The sequence below is a fragment of the Microbulbifer sp. ABF4_148 genome (genome assembly GCF_056158985.1).
Genome location: NZ_JBSWUI010000001.1, coordinates 483,602 through 503,097, shown reverse-complemented (window position 1 = coordinate 503,097; position 19,496 = coordinate 483,602). Strand labels below are relative to the sequence as shown.

The window sequence follows — 19,496 nt, the reverse complement described above, 5'->3', positions numbered from 1 at the left end:
GTACTTTTGTATACAAGTTAAGACAGGGACGGTTATGCTGACAAAATCCCAATCAATTTCTGCTCGCCTCTCGCCGGAGGATTACGCGTACCTGATGTCCATTGACCGCAATGGTGCGGTCACGCAAAGCGAGAAGGTGCGCGAGTTAATCGCAATGACGCGCGAGGCGGTGGGCACCGAATCATTCGCCCGGGCCTACGTGAGTGCAGCGGAAGCAATTTTGCCGATGCGCGCGCGTTACCTCGAAGATGGGCCGCGCAGCGTACTGGTCGAAGCCTTGTTTGATTTCCTTTCCGAGGGCGCCGCAGCCGTCCAGTCGAATGCGGGAAGTGAACAGGCGACCGCTAACCTCGAGACGCGCATTCTGCCCGCGGTTCAGTCGCTGCTCGAGCAACTATTGTTGCTCGCCACCCAGGAACAGGTCAGCGTCGCGGAACCGGAGACCCGCAAAGCGATCCGGCAGCAGCTGTCAGGTATTTGCCAGAGTGATCTGGAAAAAGAACAAATTGAGTCCTAAGCAAAGGAGATCGTTATGAGAGAAGGATTAGTGAAGCGTGTTTCCCGGATAATCGCAGCATCGGCCAATGCGCTGGTGGACTCGATTGAAAACGCCACTCCGGGTATGGTGATGGAGCAGGCGATCCGCGAAGTTGAGGACGCGATCGGTGAGGTAAAAGATCAGCTGGGCAAAGCAGAAGCGGCAAAGTATCTCACCAGCAAAACGCTGAACGACGAAAACAGCCGACATGCCAGCCTTGCCGAGCAGATTGATGTAGCGGTCCAGTCCGGCCGCGACGATCTGGCCGAAGTCGCAATTGCCAAGCAAATGGACATCGAAGTGCAATTGCCGATTCTTGAAAAAGCCGTGACTGACGCAGATGCCGAAATCTCCGAGCTGAATTCCTATATCAGCGCGCTGCAGGGGAAAAAGCGCGAAATGCGTGAGCAGCTGCTGGAATTTAACAAGGCCAACGAGCATGTCAGTAATGGCGTTACCTCAGAGGCGCAGGGCAGCAGCCGCTCGACCGCCAATAAGGTCGAGCAGGCGAACGACGCATTTGATCGCGTGCTGGAAAATGCGGGGGTCACCACCGTGAAATCCACCGCCGACGCGACCAAGCTCGCAGAGCTCGAAGAGCTCACCAGAAGCAACCGCATTAAAGAACGGTTGGCGAAAATAAAATCACAACAGGAGGCCTGATGGCATTCTTGCTTGAGGACGGCAACGTCCTTTTTACCGGCGCACTGGTATTGATGTTTCTGATCGCCTGTCTGGAGGGTGTGATGACATTAATCGGCGTCGGTATTTCCGACCTGCTCGACAATATGTTGCCGGATGTCGATGTCGACATTGATGTTCCGGACAGCGGTCTGAGCGGCGGAATGACCAAGCTGTTGGGCTGGCTGCGCTTTGGCGAGGTGCCTGCACTGATCCTGCTGGTGGCTTTCCTCGTCGCGTTCGGCGTGACCGGTCTGCTGATCCAGATGACCGTAGAGGCCGTCTTCGGGTTTTTGTTGCCCGGCTGGCTGGTGGTGATTCCAGTCTTCCTGCTGGCGCTACCGCAGGTGCGTATGGTCGGCAATGTATTGCGCCGGTTTGCCGTCGGCGATGAAACAGAAGCGGTTGGCAGGGACTCCTTTATCGGTCGGGTAGCGACGATTACCCTCGGCGAGGCCAGGGCCGGCAGTCCGGCGGAAGCCCGCTTCCGCGACGAGTTTGGAACCACCCACTATGTCATGGTGGAGCCGGAAGGCAGTGAAGCTTTCCAGCAGGGGGAAGCGGTATTGTTGGTGGAAGGTCTTGGGGCAAATTTCAAGGTAATCCGACCCACCAGCCAACATCTCATGGAAGAACACTAAAACGGAGATTCGAGCAGTGATTGAGAACTTTTCCAGCATTATTTTTATGGCGGGCGCCGTTTTGGTTGGCCTGCTGGTTATCGGTACGGTCTTCGCACGGCTGTATACCCGCGCTTCAAAAGAGCGCTCGTTTGTACGAACCGGTATGGGGGGCCAGAAAGTCATTATGAACGGTGGCGCACTGGTACTGCCGGTGTTGCATGAGATTATCCCGGTCAATATGAATACCCTGCGTCTGGCCGTGTCCCGCAAGGAACAGCACGCGTTGATCACCAAAGACCGTATGCGTGTTGATGTGCTGGCAGAGTTCTACCTGCGCGTTAAGCCTGACGTTGACGCCATTGCCAATGCCGCCCAGACCCTCGGCCTGCGTACACTGGATCCGGATGCGCTCAAGGAAATGATCGAGGGTAAGTTCGTTGATGCCCTGCGTTCCGTTGCAGCCGAGATGGAAATGGCAGAACTGCACGAACAGCGCAGTCAGTTTGTGCAAAAAGTACAGCAGGTGGTTTCCGAGGATCTGCTGAAAAACGGCCTCGAACTCGAATCCGTTTCCCTGACCGGCCTCGACCAGACCCACAAGGAATTTTTCAACCAGGACAACGTATTCGATGCGGAAGGTCTGGCGAGCATGACCCGCTCGATTGAAGCGCGACGTAAAGAGGTCAATGACGTCGAGCAGGAGACCATGGTCCAGATCGAGAAAAAGAATCTCGAGGCCGAACGCCAGAAGCTCGAAATCGAGCGTGAAAAGCGCTACGCCCAATTGGAACAGCAGCGCGAAGTCGAAAACCGCGAAGCGGCACAGAAGTCAGACATTGCCAAGGAACACGCGGACCACGATCGTGCCGCACGCCAGGCTGAGATCGAGGCTGAACGTGAGGTAGATCAGGCGCGCATCTCTGCGCAACAGGCGACACGCTTGCTGGAGATTGAAAAAGAGAAGCGCTTGCAGGAGCAGGAAATCGAGCGCGAGCGGATTCTGCAGGAGCAGCGCATCGCGAAGCAAAAGTCTGTCGAGATCGCCGAGCAGGAGCGCGCCATTGCCGTCGCAGAAAAATCCAAGGAACAGTCTGTTGCGGACCAGCATGCCAACGTCGCCCTCGCCGAAGCGGTAAAAGCGGAAGAGCAGGTGCGTACGGCCAAGGAAGTAGAGGTGGCTGAACGGGATAAGCATATCGAGATCATCGAAGCGCAGAAAGAAGCTGAGCGCCAGGCGACAGCGATCACCGTCGCGGCTGAGGCAGAAAAGACGGCCGCCGACGACCGGGCAGAAGCGCTGCGCCTGCAGGCCAGTGCGGAAGCAGAAGCGATTCGTATCAAAGTCGAAGCGGATCGCGAAAAGTATGCGGTGGATGCCGAAGGCCAGCGCCTGATGAACGAGGCCTTTAACAGCCTAAACGAAGCGCAGGTGGCCCTGAAGAAAGTGCTCAGCCTGCACGAGAGCCTGCCGAATATCATTCGCGAAAGCGTCAAACCGCTGGAAAGCATTGAAGGCATGAAGATTGTCTCTGTCGATGGCCTGAGTGGTGTTGGCGAGCGCACTGGCGGCGGAATCCTGCAGGGCGATTCCGACAGCGCAGGGCAGAGCCTGCCGGAGGCACTGGTTGGCAGCGCGTTGAAGCATCGCGCCATGGCGCCGCTGGTCGACTCTCTATTGAAAGAGGCAGGCGTCAAGGAATTCGCCCAGGGACTGGAAACAGAAACGGAATAATTCCTCAATCAAAAAAAAGCCACCGCAAGGTGGCTTTTTTTATGGCGCCTCCATCGTGGCGAGCCCGGTACTTTTGGGCTTTTATAGAACGATGGAATACAAGGACTACTACAACATTCTCGGCCTGGAACGCGATGCGGATCAGGCTGAGATTAAGCGCGCCTACCGCAAGCTGGCGCGTAAATATCATCCCGATGTCAGCAAGGAGGATGAGGCTGAGGAGCGCTTCAAGGAAGTCAGCGAGGCTTACGAAGTGCTCAAGGATCCGGAGAAGCGGGCCGCCTACGACCAGGTTGGCAGTGGTTACCATTCCGGTGAGGAGTTCAGCCCGCCACCGGGGTGGGATGCGGGTTTCGAATTCCATGGCGGTGGATATACCGAAGCGGATCCGGAAGCCTTCAGCGATTTCTTCGAGAGCCTGTTTGGCCGCGCCGGGGGATTTGCTCACGGCTATGACGGTGCATATGGTGGGGCACAGCGCCGGCATTTCCATGCCGAGGGAGAGAATACCTACGCCAAAATCGCCATCGATCTGGAAGACAGTTATCGCGGTACCACTCGGCAGATTGGGCTCAAGCATTCGGTGCTCGGATCCGATGGCCGGCCCGAGATCAAGGAGCGCAAGCTCAATGTGAAGATCCCCAAGGGTATCACCGAGGGTCAGCAGATTCGTCTGGCTGGGCAGGGCGAGCCGGGGATTGGCCACGGCAAGCCCGGTGATCTCTATCTGGAAATTCTCTTCAACCCGCATTCCATCTATAAAGCAGAAGGCAAGACGGTGTATCTGGACCTGCCGCTTGCGCCCTGGGAGGCCGCGCTCGGCGCCAAGGTGCAGGCACCCACGCCGGATGGCCCTGTGAATTTGACCATCCCGGCCAACAGCAAGGATGGCAGCAAGCTCCGCCTGAAAGGCCGCGGGATACCCGCCAAAGAAGCCGGTGACCTGTACGTGGTCCTGAATGTGGTTGCGCCGCCGGCGAATACCGAGGCGGAAAAAGAGGCTTACCAGCAGTTCAGCCAGGCCTTTAAATTCGATCCGCGCAGTCGTCTGGGAGGCTAGCTATGGGCACAAAACACTACCGCGAAATCACCGGTGTGATACTGGATGAAGAGAGTGAGTTAAGCCTGGCTGAGTTGTGCCGAGCGTGTGGTATGCCGGCAGAGCGGATATTGGCACTGGTCGAAGAGGGCATCATTGAGCCGCGAGGGGCCCGCACGCGTTGGCGCTTTAGCGGTATTTGTGTACGGCGTGTGCGCAAGGTCAGCCGGCTCGAGCGCGATCTTGGCGTCAACCTGGCCGGCGCCGCCCTGGCGCTGGATTTACTGGAAGAGGTTGAGCGGTTGCAGGCGCGGCTGGCGCGCCTGGAGAACCGGCGGGACTAAATCCCATAACTGATCGCCCCAGCTGATCGCTGCGGGCGATCGCGGCAGGCATATCAGGCGGTCGCGGCTCGGGTAATCGTCATCGCTAAATAGGCGTTATATGCGACATAGGCGAGCAGCAGCGCGGCCCCCTCAAAACGATTGATGCGACCCTGCCGGCCACGGAACCCATAACCAAAAACAAACAGGGCAATGGTCAGGCCCAGCACCATCGGCCAGTCGCGATACATGACCTCCGGGGGCACCGAAGACATGGGCGCGATCGTACCGGCGATACCAATCACCGCCAGCAAATTGAACATATTCGAACCGACCACATTGCCGATTGCCAGGTCGTGCTCCCCCTTGCGTGCGGCGATGACCGTGGCGGCAAGCTCCGGCAGGGAAGTGCCGAGTGCGACGATGGTCAGGCCGATAACCAGTTCGCTGACACCGAGCGATTCCGCGACGGTGACCGCACCCCAAACCAACAGGCGCGAGCTGGCTACCAAGACCAGTAAGCCGGCTACCACCCAGAACAATGCGCGGCTCAGGGGCATACTATGCACCTCCAGTTCGCCAGCCATTTCCCCTTCCAGCTTGTCGCCCTTGCCCCGCATAGCGGACCAGATCGACCAGCCGATCAGCGCGAAGAAGCCGGCCAGTAGCAAGGCGGCTTCCCAGCGTGACAGGGCGTCATTCCACAGGAACGCACCGGTAATCACGGTGATCAGCAGCAGCAAAGGCAGTTCCTTGCGGACGATACGGGAATTGACCGTGAGCGGGATCACCAGGGCGGTAATGCCGAGAATCAGGCCCGTGTTGGCAATATTGGAGCCATAGGCATTACCCAGCGCCAGGCCCGGACTGCCATCCAGCGCCGCCATCGCTGAGACAACCATTTCCGGCGCTGAGGTGCCAAACCCAAGAATGACCATACCGATGAGTAGAGTCGGCATGCCGGCGTGCTGGGCTGTGGCCGCGGCGCCCTCGACGAAACGGTCGGCACTCCAGACCAGCAGGGCAAAGCCAACAACGATGGCGAGGGCGGCAAGCAGCATAGGAAATCCTGTAATTCAGTCGCTGATCAGATCGGGACGCGATTGTAGCGGTTTTCTGGCCTCACGACAGGTCGATAACGAGGTTCGCAACTCGGGCTGGAGAACCATGGGGTCGCAACTGTCCCGGCGGCCCGCGACGCATCCTCGGGGCCCGACACTAGAGTAGTGCTAATTCAAGCGGCCAAGCCGGAGGTATTGGGCATGAACAAGAAGCTTCTCTTAGGTGCCCTGATCGGAGCCGGGATGTCCCTGCTCAACAAAAAGAAGCGCCAGCAGTCCCCATCCGTAGCGCGCGGCGTGCCCCGCCCGGACTTCAGTCAGGTCCCGTCGCCGGATCCGATTGACCTGCCCGGTACGTCGGCGGCCGGTGCGTCTGCCGGTGGTCGCCCCGCCGGCGGCGATATCTTTGGCGGTGCCGCACCCGGTGCCGCCGCGGGCAGTGGCGGCGCAGTATTCGCGGATATCGCGCGGCGAGTGCTGGAAGAACTGCAGCGACAAAGCGGTGGCGCCGTCAGTGGCAAAGTCGTCCCGATTCCGGGTGGCGGCGCTGGCGGGGGCGGCCTGATGGATATCCTCGGACAGATATTCCGCGGCGGCGCGGGAAAGTTCTCCCCGCAGGGCCCTCACGGACAAAATGCGAATCCGGGCGTGTGGCCCTCCGATGCTGCACGAGGCGGCAATGGCATGTTCCATTTCGCTGGAGAAACCAGCGGTATGCAGGGCGAGGCCCAGGCAGAACTGATGCTGCGTGCCATGATTGCCGCTGCGCAGGCCGATGGTGCCATTCAGGCGGAAGAACAGCAGAACATACTGTCCAGGCTGCCTGACGGTATGACTGACAGCGATCGCGAAGAGTTAGTGCGCATGTTGCGTCAACCCGTTGATATCGATCAGCTGGTGGATGACGTCGAGGACCCGGTGACGGCGCTAAACCTTTACCTCGTTTCTGCCATGACGATCCGCGAAGACAATGCGCGGGAACATGCCTACATGGACCAGCTCGCCGAGAAGTTGGGTATCGACATGAAAGTCGCCCATATGATTGATGAGCGTGCGCATATGCAGATGGCCGCATGAACCCGCTGAGCATTCTTGCTGAACGAAAGGCGCTGATATGACAGAAGCTTACAAATAGGGTTTTACGCGCCAGACAATCGGAAAGCTGCGGCGCCCGTGTGTTTACACAGGCGCCGCAATTTTCAATAATAACCGGCATGGGGCAAGCCATGACGGCTTGAAGAGGCACACCAAACACGATGAATTTCCCGCCGGCTCCGGCCGCATCGAGAGGAAAGTTCGGAATATAAGAATCACGAAGATGATTCTTGTGACAGGGCCTTTTGCTTTTCAAAGGATTGGGAGCTTCCCCGCGTGTGAAGTACGGCATGGTGCTGTGCGTCTATTCGCAAGCTGCGCAGGGAGCGCGTCAATCTATGGGTACAGGTACCTGTTTTTCCTTTCGAAACTTTTTCCGGGTGGGCTTCCTTCCCGAAAATGGTCCCGCGCAACTTTTCTCGACACCTCGCGGTCTTGTTACGTTCTCCAGTGCATTTAGCCACCTGAGTAAAACGCTGAGCATATTACGTGGTGCTCAGGCCACGCTTGCCGTATTCCAAAGCACACACACGTTCAGTCGGGCACGGATCTTGCCCAACAATATCTCAGTGCATGTCAATCGGCATGCCTGTACAGATCTTATTTCCACGGAAACCAGGTTTTAAGACATGTCCTATCGCTATCAAGACTACCTGCCAATAGAAAAGCTGCGCGCTATCGCGGATCAGGAAAGCACCAAGTATCAATCCGCCGCGCCTTTCGCCCATGGCGTCTATGACAATATTTTTCCGGCAGCGCTGCTTGAAGAGGTCATCGACGAGTTTTACAAGGGAAAAAAATACTGGCGGGAATTCGAATCAAAATATGAGCGCAAGCTCCAGATGAGCTCCGATATGAGTATGGGGCCCGTCACCCGGATACTCATCCACAATCTCAATTCCGCGCCCTTTCTCGAATTTCTTGAAAAGCTCACCGGGATCAATGGCCTGATACCCGATCCCTATTTACATGGAGCGGGTCTGCACAAGACCCAGCGCGGTGGCAAGCTGGGTATCCATGTCGACTTCAATGGCCATCGCCGGATGAATGTCTACCGCCGGATTAACGTGTTGATCTATCTCAACAAAGACTGGCAGGAGGCCTGGGGCGGCAACTTTGAGCTGTGGTGTGACCAAGAAAAAGTGTGCAAGCAATCCATACCGCCGCTGTTCAACCGGATGGCCATCTTTTCTACCACCGCCAACAGTTACCACGGTCATCCGGATCCACTCGAATGTCCCGAAGATCGTGATCGAGTGTCCCTTGCGCTCTACTACTATACGGCCGGCGAGCGCGGCGACCAGAAGAAAAAGCTGCACAGCACGCTATTCCTCGGTAAAGATGGCAAAGTCGAGGATCTCACCCGCAAGAACCCGATACGCACCTTCGCCGCAAAAGTCATGCGCACTATAAAGAAATGGTTCTCCGGTCGCGATAGCAAGGTACAGGCATGAACGAAGCCGCTGAAAAGGCCGTTGAAAAAGCCGCGTTCGGCAATGATGGAGAAGGCCTGATTTTCGTGGTCGGCCCTCTTCGTTCTGGATCCACGCTACTGCGACTGATCCTCGACCATCACTCCGCGCTCAATATGTTCGGCGAGTTCGAAGCCGCCGTGTGTTTTGCGCGCGGTAATGCGTGGCCATCAGAAACAGCGTATCGCGAGCATTTGGCCACGCATCGTCAGACGCTGGCCTACAACCTCACACTGACAACGCAGGCTGGATACCGCGAACAGGTCTTCGATATGCTGCGGCAGCTGGATCGGCGCTCATCCAAGCCGCGTATGGGTGCTTCGATCCATTCTCGCATCGATCTTTTGCCACGCCTGTTCCCCGCTGCCACCTATATCCATCTGTATCGCGATCCCCGTGATGTCGCCAAGTCCTGTATTGGTATGGGCTGGGTGGGCAATACCTATGAAGGCTCTCAATACTGGATTGATGTCGAGCAGCGTCGCAAACACCTGATCGCTGGAGCGCCGAACGCCAGGCACTTCCATATTCACTATGAAGAGCTGGTGACAGAACCTGAGAATCACATGCAAGCGCTGTGTGAGTTCCTCGGCGTCACCTACGAAGCGAATATGCTCGAGATCGGCCATGACACGACCTACTCCTACCCGAGTGCGGCGTTTGCCAATCAGTGGCAATCGCGTCTGCGGCCCGAAGAAATTCGCTGGGTCGAAGCACGATGCGGCGCACTTATGCGCACACAGGGCTATGAGACAACGATTGCACCTGCGGCTAAAGTGGGCACCATCGAAAGAGGCTATCTGCGCCTGCAATCCCGGCTTGCACGGGCGCGATTCAGCATCAAAAAGTGGGGTGTGACGCTCTGGACACAGCATGTACTGGCGAACTTACTCGGACATAAAACATGGCAGGCATCGGTTCGCCTGAAAACCAATGCCAAGGATACCTTGCTGCTCAAATAGTGAGACACCATTACATGGATCATGATGCCCAGATGGGGCCCAATGGACTTCGACTCGCGATTATCATTCTTAACTATCGCACGCCGGAACTCGCGATTGCCTGTGCCGAAAGTCTGCTGTCGGAAATTGGCCGCAAAGGCGATATCGCAGTCGCGCTTGTTGATAATGATTCCGCTGATGGCTCCCTGGAAAAACTGCAGCAGTGGCATGCGACTCTGGCTGAGGAGGATGCGAAGCAATACCACGTCATCGCCAGCCATCGAAATGGTGGGTTCTCTTATGGCAACAACGTCGGAATCCGCGCGTTGCCTGCCCAAAACTATCTGCTCATGAATAGCGATACCATCGCGCGGCCCGGTGCAATTGCTGCGTTATTAAACAAGGTCGAGGAGACAAGCGGTGCTGGGCTGTTTGCACCCCAGCTTGAGTATGACGATGGCCGGCCGCAGATCAGCCGCTTTCGATTACATGGTATCGCGAGTGAGCTGATGCGTGGTGCATCGCTCAAACTGCTGGAGCGCATATTCCACCGGCACAAAGTCGCAATCCCAATCGGTGATCGCGATGCCGAAGTGGAGTGGGCCAGTTTCGCCAGCATTCTGATCCGCCGCGAAGTGCTGGATGATATTGGTTTGCTCGATGACGGCTACTTCATGTATTTCGAAGATGCCGATTTTTGCCGGCGGGCACGCGCCTATGGCTGGAAAATAATCCCGTGCCCAGAATCCCGGTTTATCCATTTCCGCGGTGGTAGCTCGAGCGTAAAAAGCCAGACCGCCCTGCAAAAACGCCTGCCAGCTTACTATTACGCCGCGAGATCCCGCTACTTCATCAAAAAAGGCGGTTGGGCCTATTTGTTACTGGCAAACTGCGCCTGGTATAGCGGACGTATTATCGCAACACTCAAGCGGCTGATCGGCAAACGAGATAAAGGCGCGATCGAGTCTCAGTGGCGGGATATCTGGATAGGTGCATTCGGGTGACGGATCAGGTACTGGAAGAGAACATGGAAGACAACTACCCGCACTTCATTATTATCGGTGCGATGAAATGTGCGACGACCACATTATTCGCACAGCTCTGCCAGCAGCCTGGGATCTTTATGCCGGATCCCAAGGAGCCCAATTTTTTCAGTGATGATGAAGTTTACCGGCGGGGAACTGCCTGGTACCGCTCCTTATTTGACGCAGCCAAGTCAGGGGACCTCCTGGGCGAGGCGAGTACCCATTACACGAAGCTGCCGACCTATCCAAAAACCGTCGAGCGGATGGCGAGTGCGCTTCCCAAGCCACGCCTGGTGTATGTCATGCGTCACCCGATCGATCGATTGATTTCCCAGTACATGCACGAATGGAGTCAAAATAACATTCGGGAAGATATCAACCAGGCAATATTTCGCCATCCCGAGCTGATTGATTACAGTCTCTATGCCAACCAGCTGGCGCCCTATATCGAGCGCTTCGGGTCTGACAGTATTTTGCCGGTCTTTTTCGAGAGGCTCAAAGAACAGTCTGAAGATGAGCTCGAGCGCGTGGCACGACATATTGGCTATCGTGGCAGCGTACGCTGGTCCAGTGACAATCAGCAGACCAATATCTCGAAAGAGCGCATCCGCAAGTTTCCTCTGTACGGCGCACTGATTGAATCCAGGCCGATGACTTGGGTGCGTCGAATGCTGGTACCCAAAAGTGTCCGGGCTCGCATCAAGAACTCGCTAACTATGTCAGAGCGGCCGGTGCTATCAGAGGCCGCCTACCAGTATGCCTGTCGTAAAATCGATGCGGACCTCGCGATCCTTGGGAACATGCTCGGCGTCAGCCTGAACTGCGATAACTTCTCGAGCATCGTATCCCGGCAACCCCTGGACTGGATAGCAACATCGAGTCCATTGCATCCGGAGGCCGCGCTGTGAACGAGCCGTCCTATGCCACCCTCGGCATTGTCATCATTGCAAGAAATGAGGGCGAGCGCCTGCGCCGATGCCTCGACAGCATTGCCCGATACAACTGTGCGATTGCCTACGTTGACTCCGGTTCCACGGATGGCTCACTCGAGCTCGCCAGGACCTACACCGACACAATCATTACGCTGGATACGAGTATTCCATTTACGGCAGCGCGAGCGCGCAACGCGGGGGCAGGGGCACTCCTGCAGCAACAAGCCTCATTGACGCATCTACAGTTTATTGACGGTGACTGTATGCTCGATCAGGAATGGCTGCCCGTCGCAATAGCACATCTCGAAAATCATCCCGACGTCGCCGTGGTCTGTGGGCGCCGCAAGGAAACCAGACCTGAAGCCTCTGTCTACAACCAGCTCTGTGATATGGAATGGGATCGCCCGAACGGAAAAATTGAATCCTGCGGTGGCGACTTTCTGATCCGCGTCGCCGCATTCGTAGAGATCTCCGGATTTCGCAACGAGATGATTGCCGGTGAAGAGCCAGAGATGTGTTATCGCCTCCGACAGGCCGGCTGGTCGCTGGAGAAAATTGATCACCCCATGACATACCACGATGCCGACATGCATCGGTTTGGCCAGTTCTGGAAGCGCGCCAAGCGCTCTGGGCATGCCTATGCCCAGTGTGCGAGTCTCTATGGGCGGGGGCAGGAAAAGTTCAAGGTACGCGAATTGATGAGCATCGCGCTTTATGCGCTGGCGCTTCCCGTGGCGTTAGTTGGTGCGGCCATCGTAGTTTCGCCAGTATTTCTTCTTGTCCTGGCCACGGTGTATGGCCTCTTGCTCGTTAAGATCCAGCGCGCTGAAATGTCCAGGGGTACAGCGCGACAGAACGCGAATCTCTATGCCCGCTTTGTCATCCTCGGCAAATTTGCCCAGCTCAGCGGCGTATGGGAATTCATCAAGAAAAAAGTTGCCAATCGCCAGTTGGAACTCATTGAGTACAAGTAGGCTTGTACCCATCAGGGAATGACATATGGACATGAACATCGCGCCGATTGATATTGGCACCTGTCAGATCAACGCGCTGCCGTTCCGGGCAGCGGTCGATGCGATCGGTGCTCTGTCCCGGTCTGCACAGTTTAAGTATGTGGTGACTCCTAATATCGACCATGTCCAGCGTTTGTCGAGCGATGCCTCCGATGCGTATACCTCGGCTTATCGGCAAGCCTATCACCAGGCCAGTTTGACTCTCTGCGACAGTCGAATTCTGCAAAAGATTCTTCGCTTGAAGAGACTGAAGGTCGAGGAAGTGATTACTGGAAGCGGCATGACCGCCCATTTATTTGCAGAGATATTGACTGCAAACGACAAGATCGTCGTAATCGGTGGGGATGACGATGTCATCGAGACGTTGAGGGCGCGTTATCCCCAGCTGAACCTCCATCACCGCAACCCGCCCATGGGTTTTATCAAACAGCCGCCTGAGATTGATCAAGTCGTATCCTTCGTGGAGGAGATATCGCCAAATTATACGTTTCTCGCCGTCGGATCTCCCCAGCAGGAGATTCTGGCGGCACGGTTGGCAGCGAGCCGAGCTACCGGGGTTGGTCTCTGCGTCGGTGCGTCACTATTGTTTTTGGTTGGCCAGGAACAGCGCGCACCTAAGTGGATGCAGACGTTGAACCTTGAGTGGCTCTATCGATTGATGCAGAACCCCGCACGCCTGGCGGCACGATATTTCTCGAACTTTAGAAGTTTGCCGAGGATCTATCGTTCGATTCCGGCGAGAAACTAATATTTATTCAGCCCCGCAAGCGAAATGGAATTCACAATGTCAGCGGAAAAAAGCCTCAAAAAATATCTGATCGTCTCCCCTTGTCGGGATGAAGCCGAGTTCATCGAGCACACGCTACATAGCGTCATCAATCAGACGGTAACACCTGACTTGTGGTTGATTGTCGATGATGGCTCGACCGACGAGACGCCAGAGATCCTCCAGCGCTATGCCGAACAGTATCCATTCATCCAGATCTATACACGGAAGAATCGTGGCTTTCGTAACGTGGGGCCGGGCGTCGTAGAGGCATTTTATGCAGGCCTGGAGCAGGTGGACTGGGAGTCGTTTGAATTTCTCTGCAAGCTGGATCTGGATGTTGAGCTGCCCCACAAATATTTTGAGACATTGCTCGATCGCATGGAGCAGGATCCGCGGCTGGGGACCTGTAGCGGCAAGCCGTACAACCTGCGTGACGGCAAGTTGATCAGTGAGCGGCGCAGCGACGATATGTCTGTGGGGATGAGCAAATTCTACCGGACCGAATGCTTCAAACAAATTGGCGGTATCGTGCATGAAGTCATGTGGGATGCGATTGACTGCCATAAAGCGAGGCACCTGGGGTGGAAGGCGCGCAGCTGGGACGAGCAGAATCTGCAGTTTATTCACCTGCGCACAATGGGATCCAGCCAGAAAGGGGTGCTGACGGGTCGCATGCGACACGGTTATGGTCAGTACTTTATGGGGACCGGCTTTATCTATATTTTGGCAAGCGCGATGTTCCGTATGCTCGAGTATCCGCAGGTAATTGGCAGTATGGCGGTCGTATGGGGCTACTTGCGAAGCTGGCTGATGGGGCAGAGACGATATCCGGAGCCGGAACTGCGCGCGTTTATCAACGACTTCCAGTGGAGCACTTTGATTCGCGGGCGCGAACAGGCAATTGATCAGTTCGAGGAAATGGCGAGGCATCGCTGGCTTAGCGAAAACGCGCCGGCCGATGTGAACCCGGCCTGAGGACCGCAACGAATGACAAAACTGCGGCTTGCCTATCTCGCGCCCGAACTACCTGGACTCTCCGCGACCTTCGTTTACAAGGAAATCTTTGCGTTAGAGAAGCTGGGTTTCTCCATTCTGCCGGTTTCCGTTCATCGTCCGAATGGGCATGAGCAAGACGAGAAACTTCGGGCGTTGTCCGGGCGTACCCAGGTTCTCTATCAAACGCCATTCTTGCAGTTATTGGTTAACTGTCTCTGGTGTGTGGTTAACCGACCGGCATATTACTTCAGCACATTGTGGCTTCTGCTGTCCGATATGCCGAAGGCTAACCTCGGGTTCCGCGGGAGTCTGGGGTTGGCTTTTCGTTTTTTAATGGCGGCGACGCTGGCCAAAAAACTTGTTGCGGGCCAAGTTGAACACCTGCATATACACTTTGCCCATGTCCCTTCGGATATTGGCATGTATGCTGCGCGCATCGCCGGTATTTCCTACTCGGTGACCGCGCATGCCAATGATCTGTTTGAAAGAGGCTATCTGCTGACGCAGAAAGTACAGCGCGCAAAATTCTTTGCCACCATTTCGCAATTCAATGTGCAATGGCTACAAGCGCAGGGTGTTCCCACAGAAAATATTTGTGTTATCCGCTGTGGCGTTAGCGCTGAAGAGTTTCCAGCCAGAGACATTGCCCCGGATAACACGCCGAAAGTCATTGGTGCACTGGGTCGTCTGGTGGAGAAAAAAGGCTTCGACCTTCTGATCGATGCTGCGTCACGTTTGCGCCAGAGCAATATACCGTTTCGGTTACAGATTGTCGGTGATGGCCCGTTGCGCGACGTATTAACCGAACAGATTGCGGACGCCAAGCTCGATGATGTAGTCGAGTTTCTGGGTTCGAAGCCAAACCGGGACGTGGCCAACTGGCTGCAAACGTTGGATATTTTTGCCCTTCCATGCCAGCAGGATCGCAATGGCGATATGGACGGCATACCGGTAGCGTTGATGGAAGCCATGCTGAGGGGAATTCCCGTGGTCAGTACCGATATTTCGGGGCTGCCGGAATTGGTGATCAATGGTGTCACGGGATTCGTTGCGAAACCCTCTGCGGAAAAGCTGGCGGACGCGCTGGCAGCGGCATTGCAATGTGAGAATGCGCAGCTCGATATATACGTCAACGCTGCGCGGCAACAGGTATTGCGAGAGTTTGATCTGGATCTGAATGCCAAAAAACTGCGCGACGCCATCGTAATACAGACTGAAGCAGCAGCGGATGAACGCGGACCCGGTGATACGGTGCAAGGATGATGCAGGAAAAGTAACCCACAATGCCAAATGCAATAGCCTTTGCGGTTCTCTGTTTATGGCCCGTTGTTGCCATCGTACTCTATCAGCGCATGCGACCGTTGACGGCAACGTTTATCACGATTGTTGGTGGCTATCTGCTACTACCAGTAAAGGTAGAGTTTGACCCACCCCTGATTCCGCCCCTTGATCAGCAGACCATTCCTGTCATCACCGCGGCGATTGCCTGTGCGTTAATCAAGAATGTACGGTTCCGCGGTCTTCCCGATCATGGTTTCGAGCGTATTGCCGTTATCGCATTGGTGGTCATACCGGTCTTAACGGTGTTGACCAATTCAGAACCGTTTTTTAATGGTGCAGTTGCCGTTCCTGGTATCGCACCGAAAGATTCGATCTCCGCCATGGTCGGGATCTATCTGACACTATTACCGTTTATCCTGGGGCTCACCCTGGTGAAGAATGTCGAAGACATGGCCTGGGTAGGGAAAATGGTCGTGCTGGCCGGATTACTCTATTCGCCTCTGGTGCTGTACGAGGTACGGATGAGCCCACAGCTACACAGTATGTTGTATGGCTTCTTTCCTCATGAATTCTCACAGCAGGTGCGTCTCGATGGCTTCCGTCCTGTGGTTTTTGTGGGGCATGGCCTCTTGGTTGCAGCATTCTACGCGGTCGTGTTTATGTTTGCGCTCGCGCTAAATCGCTCCGGAGTCAAGCTCGCCCCCGTGCCGAACATGCTGGTGATTCTGTATCTGGCTATGGTGATTATATTGTGTAAATCGGTGGGTGCCTGGTTGTTGAGCACGATGGCACTGTTGCTGATTGTCGTATTGCCCAAAATGCTCTCAGTAATGGGCATTCGGACACTCGCATTCACCATTATTTCCTATCCATTGCTCTGCATACTCGCCATCTTTCCCCATGCCGGCATCGTTGAGTTGATTGCCAGTGCCTTCGGTGAAGATCGCGCGCAATCGCTGGATTTTCGTTTTTTCCATGAAAGCCACTTGCTCGAGCATGCGCGAGAGAAGCTGTTGTTTGGCTGGGGCGAATGGGGGAGGAACCGTTTTGCAGATTCGGTCACTGATGGTTACTGGATTATCAAGTTGAGTTCCTGGGGGATTTTTACCTACCTGGGCCTCTTTGGGCTGATGTTGGGCGCCATCTTGCGCAACCTGAAAATGATCAAGCGGATGGGCGCGGACAAAGGCGCTTACGTCCTGTTGGGCAGTGCAGTATTTGTCACCCTGCTGATGATGAACCAGTTACCGAATTCCTCTATGTACTCATGGCTCTGGTTCCTGATTGGCTGCGCTGCAGGGCCATCATTCCATCTCGCCAGGCAGCTGGCCAGGAGGCCTGCTATGCAGACCCAGGCGGAGCAACGCACAGGCGTTGCCCCGCCTGATCTCGCCAGTTTAGCGAGCCGGCGCTAGCGGCACGACGAGCTCGCGCGGCGCCAGTTGGCCACAGCCGGGGATGCTGGTAAATATCTTATTGGTATCCAGATAGGGTCCCTCAATGACGCCCGAGACGATCCGGCATTCCCGGTTTACTGGATTGAAGACATTCCCCTGCTCGACAACGTTAATGCCACCGAGGCTCAATTGCGAAGCCGACTGATCCACCTCGTCGAGCAGGAATTCGTTGTTAAAAACCCCGGTATAAAAGTGGCCACCACGAATATCTACGAACGCGGCCGACTCGTGCGCGGGTAACATCTCGGTATCATTAAAGATGCTGTCAAAGATAAAGTTGAAGGTTGGTGACCAATGTTCGCTGATATCGCGCGTTCGTATATGGTTACCTGCCGCAAAATCTTCCGCATCTTTATCCGTTCTGACATTGTCCGTATCGCTGGTTTGGCGCAGGGTAATCCGATGCTTGCCGCCGCGCCCGCCAACGTGATCGCCGCGCAGGCGCAGATTGGAAGCAACAAATCCCCAGACACCCATAAAGCGTGCGTTGTGTTCAATCGCATGCTTGGCTTCAATACCAGCCATTCCGCCGTTGATCATCAGGCAATCATTCATGCAACCGATGTTGATGTTGGGAAGGTTGTTGCCGTTGGCCTTGACGACGGAGTCCGTAAAGAACACGCCATAGGGAGACGGGACCACATCGCAGTCAAGCTCTTCCGGAGTATTGGTGCAGTAACTTCCGGCGCTGATAAACGCAAAGCCGCCGGGAAACTCACTGTCATTTGACCAGTCGATATCGAGGTCATGGGCAGTGACAAGGGTAGAGGACATGCCTGTTCCCACGAACCCGGCACGAATCCCGGTAACCGTAATGTCATATGCCCAGCCCTGAGTGATATGGCCGGCGCCATCCTTTGCGAGCATGTCATAGCCACGGGCGCGGCTGGTATTTGGTGCGGTATCGCCACATCCCGTGTCTACGCCAACGCGGACATCTGGCACCAGTGGTCGCGTACCGACACCGTAGGTATCCACAGTGACATTTTTCTCGCCATAGCCGATACAGATGTTGGAGTGGCGCTCGCCAGCGTGGAGCAAAATTCGCTTGCCGGAATATCCGCCGACATCCGGGGTCTGCTGCCGTTGTTCCGCTCCTGCGGGACAACCGTCAAAGTTGCCCGCCGGCGAGACACAAATTGTATCCGCGAGGTCGTATGCCGTTTCCTGAGCCTGGATTGTGATTTCCAAAAAGGCATCGCTGAATTCGCCGTCCGGATTCATCGCGCGCACACCGACGTTGTAAACGCAGGTGCCATTCTGGTATCGACTGCTCTCAGGCGTGCAGGTAAAGGTATGGATGGCACGTGGTGATGGGCCTACCTGCTTGTTGCGACTCAACCCTGTGGTTGCGAAGTTGCCGGAGTCTGGATCATCAAAATCGAAGTGATACGCGAGCCATTGGCCGGTGGCACAAGCGGTCGCGTCATTGCCATCCGAAAAATCTACGCAGTTTTCGTCGGTGGAGTCCTGCGCTGAAAAGTAGACCGTCTCGGGCGAAACACCGGATACCCGTGTTAATGAGCGCAAGCGCGCTACCACGGAAGACGCTGCCATGCCGGGATCAGTTACTCGAACCTCTCGTGAGGCGGCTGCCGACTTTCCGCCTGAGTCTGTTACGGAGTAATTGATCGTGTACGTGCCGATGATTGTGGTATCGACGTTGGAGCTGCTCTGGATCTGGTCTGTCAAAGTGCCATCTTCGGCATCCTCTGCAGTCGCGCCAGGATCGTTGAACACGGAGTCGACCGGGACGACTACGGGATTATCGCCGAGGAGGCTAATGGTCGGGGCCGCATCACCGATCACCACTACGTCACGCGTCGCCGACGCGCCCGCACCACCCGAGTCCGTGACCCGATAGGTAATGGTGTAGCGTCCGGGCACATTCGTATCGAAATTCGCTCCGCTCACTTGTATCTGGTTGGTGAGATTGCCATCTTCGGCATCCGTCGCTGTGGCGCCCTGGTCCTGATAGCTATCGCCCTCCATGATCTCAACGACGCTGCTGCCGACCAGCGTAATGACTGGTGCGGTATTCGTGGTGCCGCCACCGCCATCGTCGCCACCTCCGCCACCACTACCGCCATCGTCACCGCCGCCATTGCCGGGCGGGTCGATATCCGCGCCACCGGAGCTACCACCGCCACCGCCGCATCCTGCGAGCAACATGGCGAATACAACAACGTAAACTAATTTAGACATCCTCAAACCCTGATACGTCTGTAGTTGAAATCGGCATCCATTTTAACGTTCAGACCTGTCGACTTAGTGACAGGAATCTCATCGACGAAAATAGGCTTATTCAATTCAAGAATTGCTTCCCGCGGCTGACAACAGGGGGCCGGAAAATATTCCAATCCCTAACAACCAAATCACATTTCCGACATGCAAATGCTTGTCGAAACAGAACGACTGCCCGGTACGATAGGAGGCGCATCGTCGGATAAATTCCTCTCCCATTACGTAACAAACTGCGTCGCGGCAGCAATGCACCTGAATGAGGCGGCATGAGAAC

At 55.7% G+C, this 19,496-nt stretch carries 18 protein-coding genes; 16 read left to right on the top strand and 2 right to left on the bottom strand.

All coding sequences use genetic code 11. From position 1 onward, the window contains the following. Positions 1-34: 34 nt before the first annotated feature. The 6 genes from ACXAD0_RS02085 to ACXAD0_RS02060 all read left to right on the top strand — a co-directional run bounded on the left by ACXAD0_RS02085 (position 35) and on the right by ACXAD0_RS02060 (position 4,957). Positions 35-517 (top strand): hypothetical protein, encoded by a 483-nt coding sequence (locus tag ACXAD0_RS02085; protein ID WP_475086686.1) that lies wholly within the window; start codon positions 35-37, stop codon positions 515-517. A 15-nt stretch (positions 518-532) separates the two neighbouring features. After that, positions 533-1,201 (top strand): PspA/IM30 family protein, encoded by a 669-nt coding sequence (locus ACXAD0_RS02080; RefSeq protein WP_475086685.1) that lies wholly within the window; start codon positions 533-535, stop codon positions 1,199-1,201. Then, positions 1,201-1,860, top strand: a complete 660-nt coding sequence (locus ACXAD0_RS02075; RefSeq protein WP_475086684.1) for a YqiJ family protein — start codon at positions 1,201-1,203, stop codon at positions 1,858-1,860. Before ACXAD0_RS02080 ends, ACXAD0_RS02075 begins: the two co-directional genes overlap by 1 nt. 16 nt (positions 1,861-1,876) lie before the next feature. Further along, a complete protein-coding gene (locus ACXAD0_RS02070) occupies positions 1,877-3,574 on the top strand; it encodes a flotillin family protein (RefSeq protein ID WP_475086683.1) in 1,698 nt (565 codons plus the stop codon). 91 nt (positions 3,575-3,665) lie between these two features. After that, entirely contained in the window at positions 3,666-4,634 is a 969-nt protein-coding gene (locus ACXAD0_RS02065) for a DnaJ C-terminal domain-containing protein (protein ID WP_475086682.1), read from the top strand. 2 nt (positions 4,635-4,636) lie between these two features. Beyond that, entirely contained in the window at positions 4,637-4,957 is a 321-nt protein-coding gene (locus tag ACXAD0_RS02060; RefSeq protein ID WP_475086681.1) for a chaperone modulator CbpM, read from the top strand. A 53-nt stretch (positions 4,958-5,010) separates the two neighbouring features. Here the strand turns inward: ACXAD0_RS02060 and ACXAD0_RS02055 are convergent, their stop codons facing one another. Next, on the bottom strand, positions 5,011-5,997 hold the full coding sequence (locus tag ACXAD0_RS02055; RefSeq protein WP_475086680.1) for a calcium/sodium antiporter: 987 nt from the start codon (positions 5,995-5,997) through the stop codon (positions 5,011-5,013). A gap of 201 nt (positions 5,998-6,198) precedes the next feature. Here ACXAD0_RS02055 and ACXAD0_RS02050 point away from each other — a divergent pair, with 201 nt between their 5' ends. The 10 genes from ACXAD0_RS02050 (at position 6,199) to ACXAD0_RS02005 (ending at position 16,936) form a co-directional block, all read left to right on the top strand. Continuing rightward, the gene (locus tag ACXAD0_RS02050) at positions 6,199-7,074 is read left to right on the top strand and encodes a DUF533 domain-containing protein (RefSeq protein WP_475086679.1); all 876 of its coding nucleotides are present in this window, start codon (positions 6,199-6,201) and stop codon (positions 7,072-7,074) included. Positions 7,075-7,721: 647 nt separating this feature from the next. Further along, the gene (locus ACXAD0_RS02045) at positions 7,722-8,546 is read left to right on the top strand and encodes a 2OG-Fe(II) oxygenase (protein ID WP_475086678.1); all 825 of its coding nucleotides are present in this window, start codon (positions 7,722-7,724) and stop codon (positions 8,544-8,546) included. Then, a complete protein-coding gene (locus tag ACXAD0_RS02040) occupies positions 8,543-9,526 on the top strand; it encodes a sulfotransferase family protein (RefSeq protein WP_475086677.1) in 984 nt (327 codons plus the stop codon). Before ACXAD0_RS02045 ends, ACXAD0_RS02040 begins: the two co-directional genes overlap by 4 nt. Further along, positions 9,469-10,509 (top strand): glycosyltransferase family 2 protein, encoded by a 1,041-nt coding sequence (locus ACXAD0_RS02035; RefSeq protein ID WP_475086676.1) that lies wholly within the window; start codon positions 9,469-9,471, stop codon positions 10,507-10,509. The genes ACXAD0_RS02040 and ACXAD0_RS02035 overlap by 58 nt, the downstream gene beginning before the upstream one ends. Next, a complete protein-coding gene (locus tag ACXAD0_RS02030; protein WP_475086675.1) occupies positions 10,506-11,438 on the top strand; it encodes a sulfotransferase family protein in 933 nt (310 codons plus the stop codon). The genes ACXAD0_RS02035 and ACXAD0_RS02030 overlap by 4 nt, the downstream gene beginning before the upstream one ends. Beyond that, positions 11,435-12,436 carry a glycosyltransferase family 2 protein gene (locus ACXAD0_RS02025; protein WP_475086674.1) on the top strand — a complete coding sequence of 334 codons (1,002 nt, stop codon included), beginning with the start codon at positions 11,435-11,437 and terminating at the stop codon, positions 12,434-12,436. The genes ACXAD0_RS02030 and ACXAD0_RS02025 overlap by 4 nt, the downstream gene beginning before the upstream one ends. 25 nt (positions 12,437-12,461) lie before the next feature. After that, positions 12,462-13,223 carry a WecB/TagA/CpsF family glycosyltransferase gene (locus ACXAD0_RS02020; protein WP_475086673.1) on the top strand — a complete coding sequence of 254 codons (762 nt, stop codon included), beginning with the start codon at positions 12,462-12,464 and terminating at the stop codon, positions 13,221-13,223. Positions 13,224-13,259: 36 nt separating this feature from the next. Next, positions 13,260-14,219: a glycosyltransferase family 2 protein gene (locus tag ACXAD0_RS02015; RefSeq protein ID WP_475086672.1), complete on the top strand. Its 960-nt coding sequence runs from the start codon at positions 13,260-13,262 to the stop codon at positions 14,217-14,219. 12 nt (positions 14,220-14,231) lie between these two features. Continuing rightward, positions 14,232-15,503, top strand: a complete 1,272-nt coding sequence (locus tag ACXAD0_RS02010) for a glycosyltransferase (RefSeq protein WP_475086671.1) — start codon at positions 14,232-14,234, stop codon at positions 15,501-15,503. A gap of 20 nt (positions 15,504-15,523) precedes the next feature. Continuing rightward, entirely contained in the window at positions 15,524-16,936 is a 1,413-nt protein-coding gene (locus ACXAD0_RS02005; RefSeq protein ID WP_475086670.1) for a hypothetical protein, read from the top strand. On the opposite strand, the gene ACXAD0_RS02000 is transcribed toward ACXAD0_RS02005, so the two are convergent. Continuing rightward, entirely contained in the window at positions 16,919-19,183 is a 2,265-nt protein-coding gene (locus ACXAD0_RS02000) for a DUF5011 domain-containing protein (RefSeq protein ID WP_475086669.1), read from the bottom strand. The genes ACXAD0_RS02005 and ACXAD0_RS02000 overlap by 18 nt on opposite strands. Positions 19,184-19,496: the final 313 nt, after the last annotated feature.

Bases quoted from the DNA above. Each gene is read 5' to 3' on its own strand.
- ACXAD0_RS02085 (WP_475086686.1), top strand. From the start codon at position 35: ATGCTGACAAAATCCCAATCAATTTCTGCTCGCCTCTCGCCGGAGGAT.
- ACXAD0_RS02080 (WP_475086685.1), top strand. From the start codon at position 533: ATGAGAGAAGGATTAGTGAAGCGTGTTTCCCGGATAATCGCAGCATCG.
- ACXAD0_RS02075 (WP_475086684.1), top strand. From the start codon at position 1,201: ATGGCATTCTTGCTTGAGGACGGCAACGTCCTTTTTACCGGCGCACTG.
- ACXAD0_RS02065 (WP_475086682.1), top strand. From the start codon at position 3,666: ATGGAATACAAGGACTACTACAACATTCTCGGCCTGGAACGCGATGCG.
- ACXAD0_RS02060 (WP_475086681.1), top strand. From the start codon at position 4,637: ATGGGCACAAAACACTACCGCGAAATCACCGGTGTGATACTGGATGAA.
- ACXAD0_RS02055 (WP_475086680.1), bottom strand. From the start codon at position 5,997: ATGCTGCTTGCCGCCCTCGCCATCGTTGTTGGCTTTGCCCTGCTGGTC.
- ACXAD0_RS02050 (WP_475086679.1), top strand. From the start codon at position 6,199: ATGAACAAGAAGCTTCTCTTAGGTGCCCTGATCGGAGCCGGGATGTCC.
- ACXAD0_RS02045 (WP_475086678.1), top strand. From the start codon at position 7,722: ATGTCCTATCGCTATCAAGACTACCTGCCAATAGAAAAGCTGCGCGCT.
- ACXAD0_RS02040 (WP_475086677.1), top strand. From the start codon at position 8,543: ATGAACGAAGCCGCTGAAAAGGCCGTTGAAAAAGCCGCGTTCGGCAAT.
- ACXAD0_RS02035 (WP_475086676.1), top strand. From the start codon at position 9,469: ATGGCAGGCATCGGTTCGCCTGAAAACCAATGCCAAGGATACCTTGCT.
- ACXAD0_RS02020 (WP_475086673.1), top strand. From the start codon at position 12,462: ATGGACATGAACATCGCGCCGATTGATATTGGCACCTGTCAGATCAAC.
- ACXAD0_RS02015 (WP_475086672.1), top strand. From the start codon at position 13,260: ATGTCAGCGGAAAAAAGCCTCAAAAAATATCTGATCGTCTCCCCTTGT.
- ACXAD0_RS02010 (WP_475086671.1), top strand. From the start codon at position 14,232: ATGACAAAACTGCGGCTTGCCTATCTCGCGCCCGAACTACCTGGACTC.
- ACXAD0_RS02005 (WP_475086670.1), top strand. From the start codon at position 15,524: ATGCCAAATGCAATAGCCTTTGCGGTTCTCTGTTTATGGCCCGTTGTT.
- ACXAD0_RS02000 (WP_475086669.1), bottom strand. From the start codon at position 19,183: ATGTCTAAATTAGTTTACGTTGTTGTATTCGCCATGTTGCTCGCAGGA.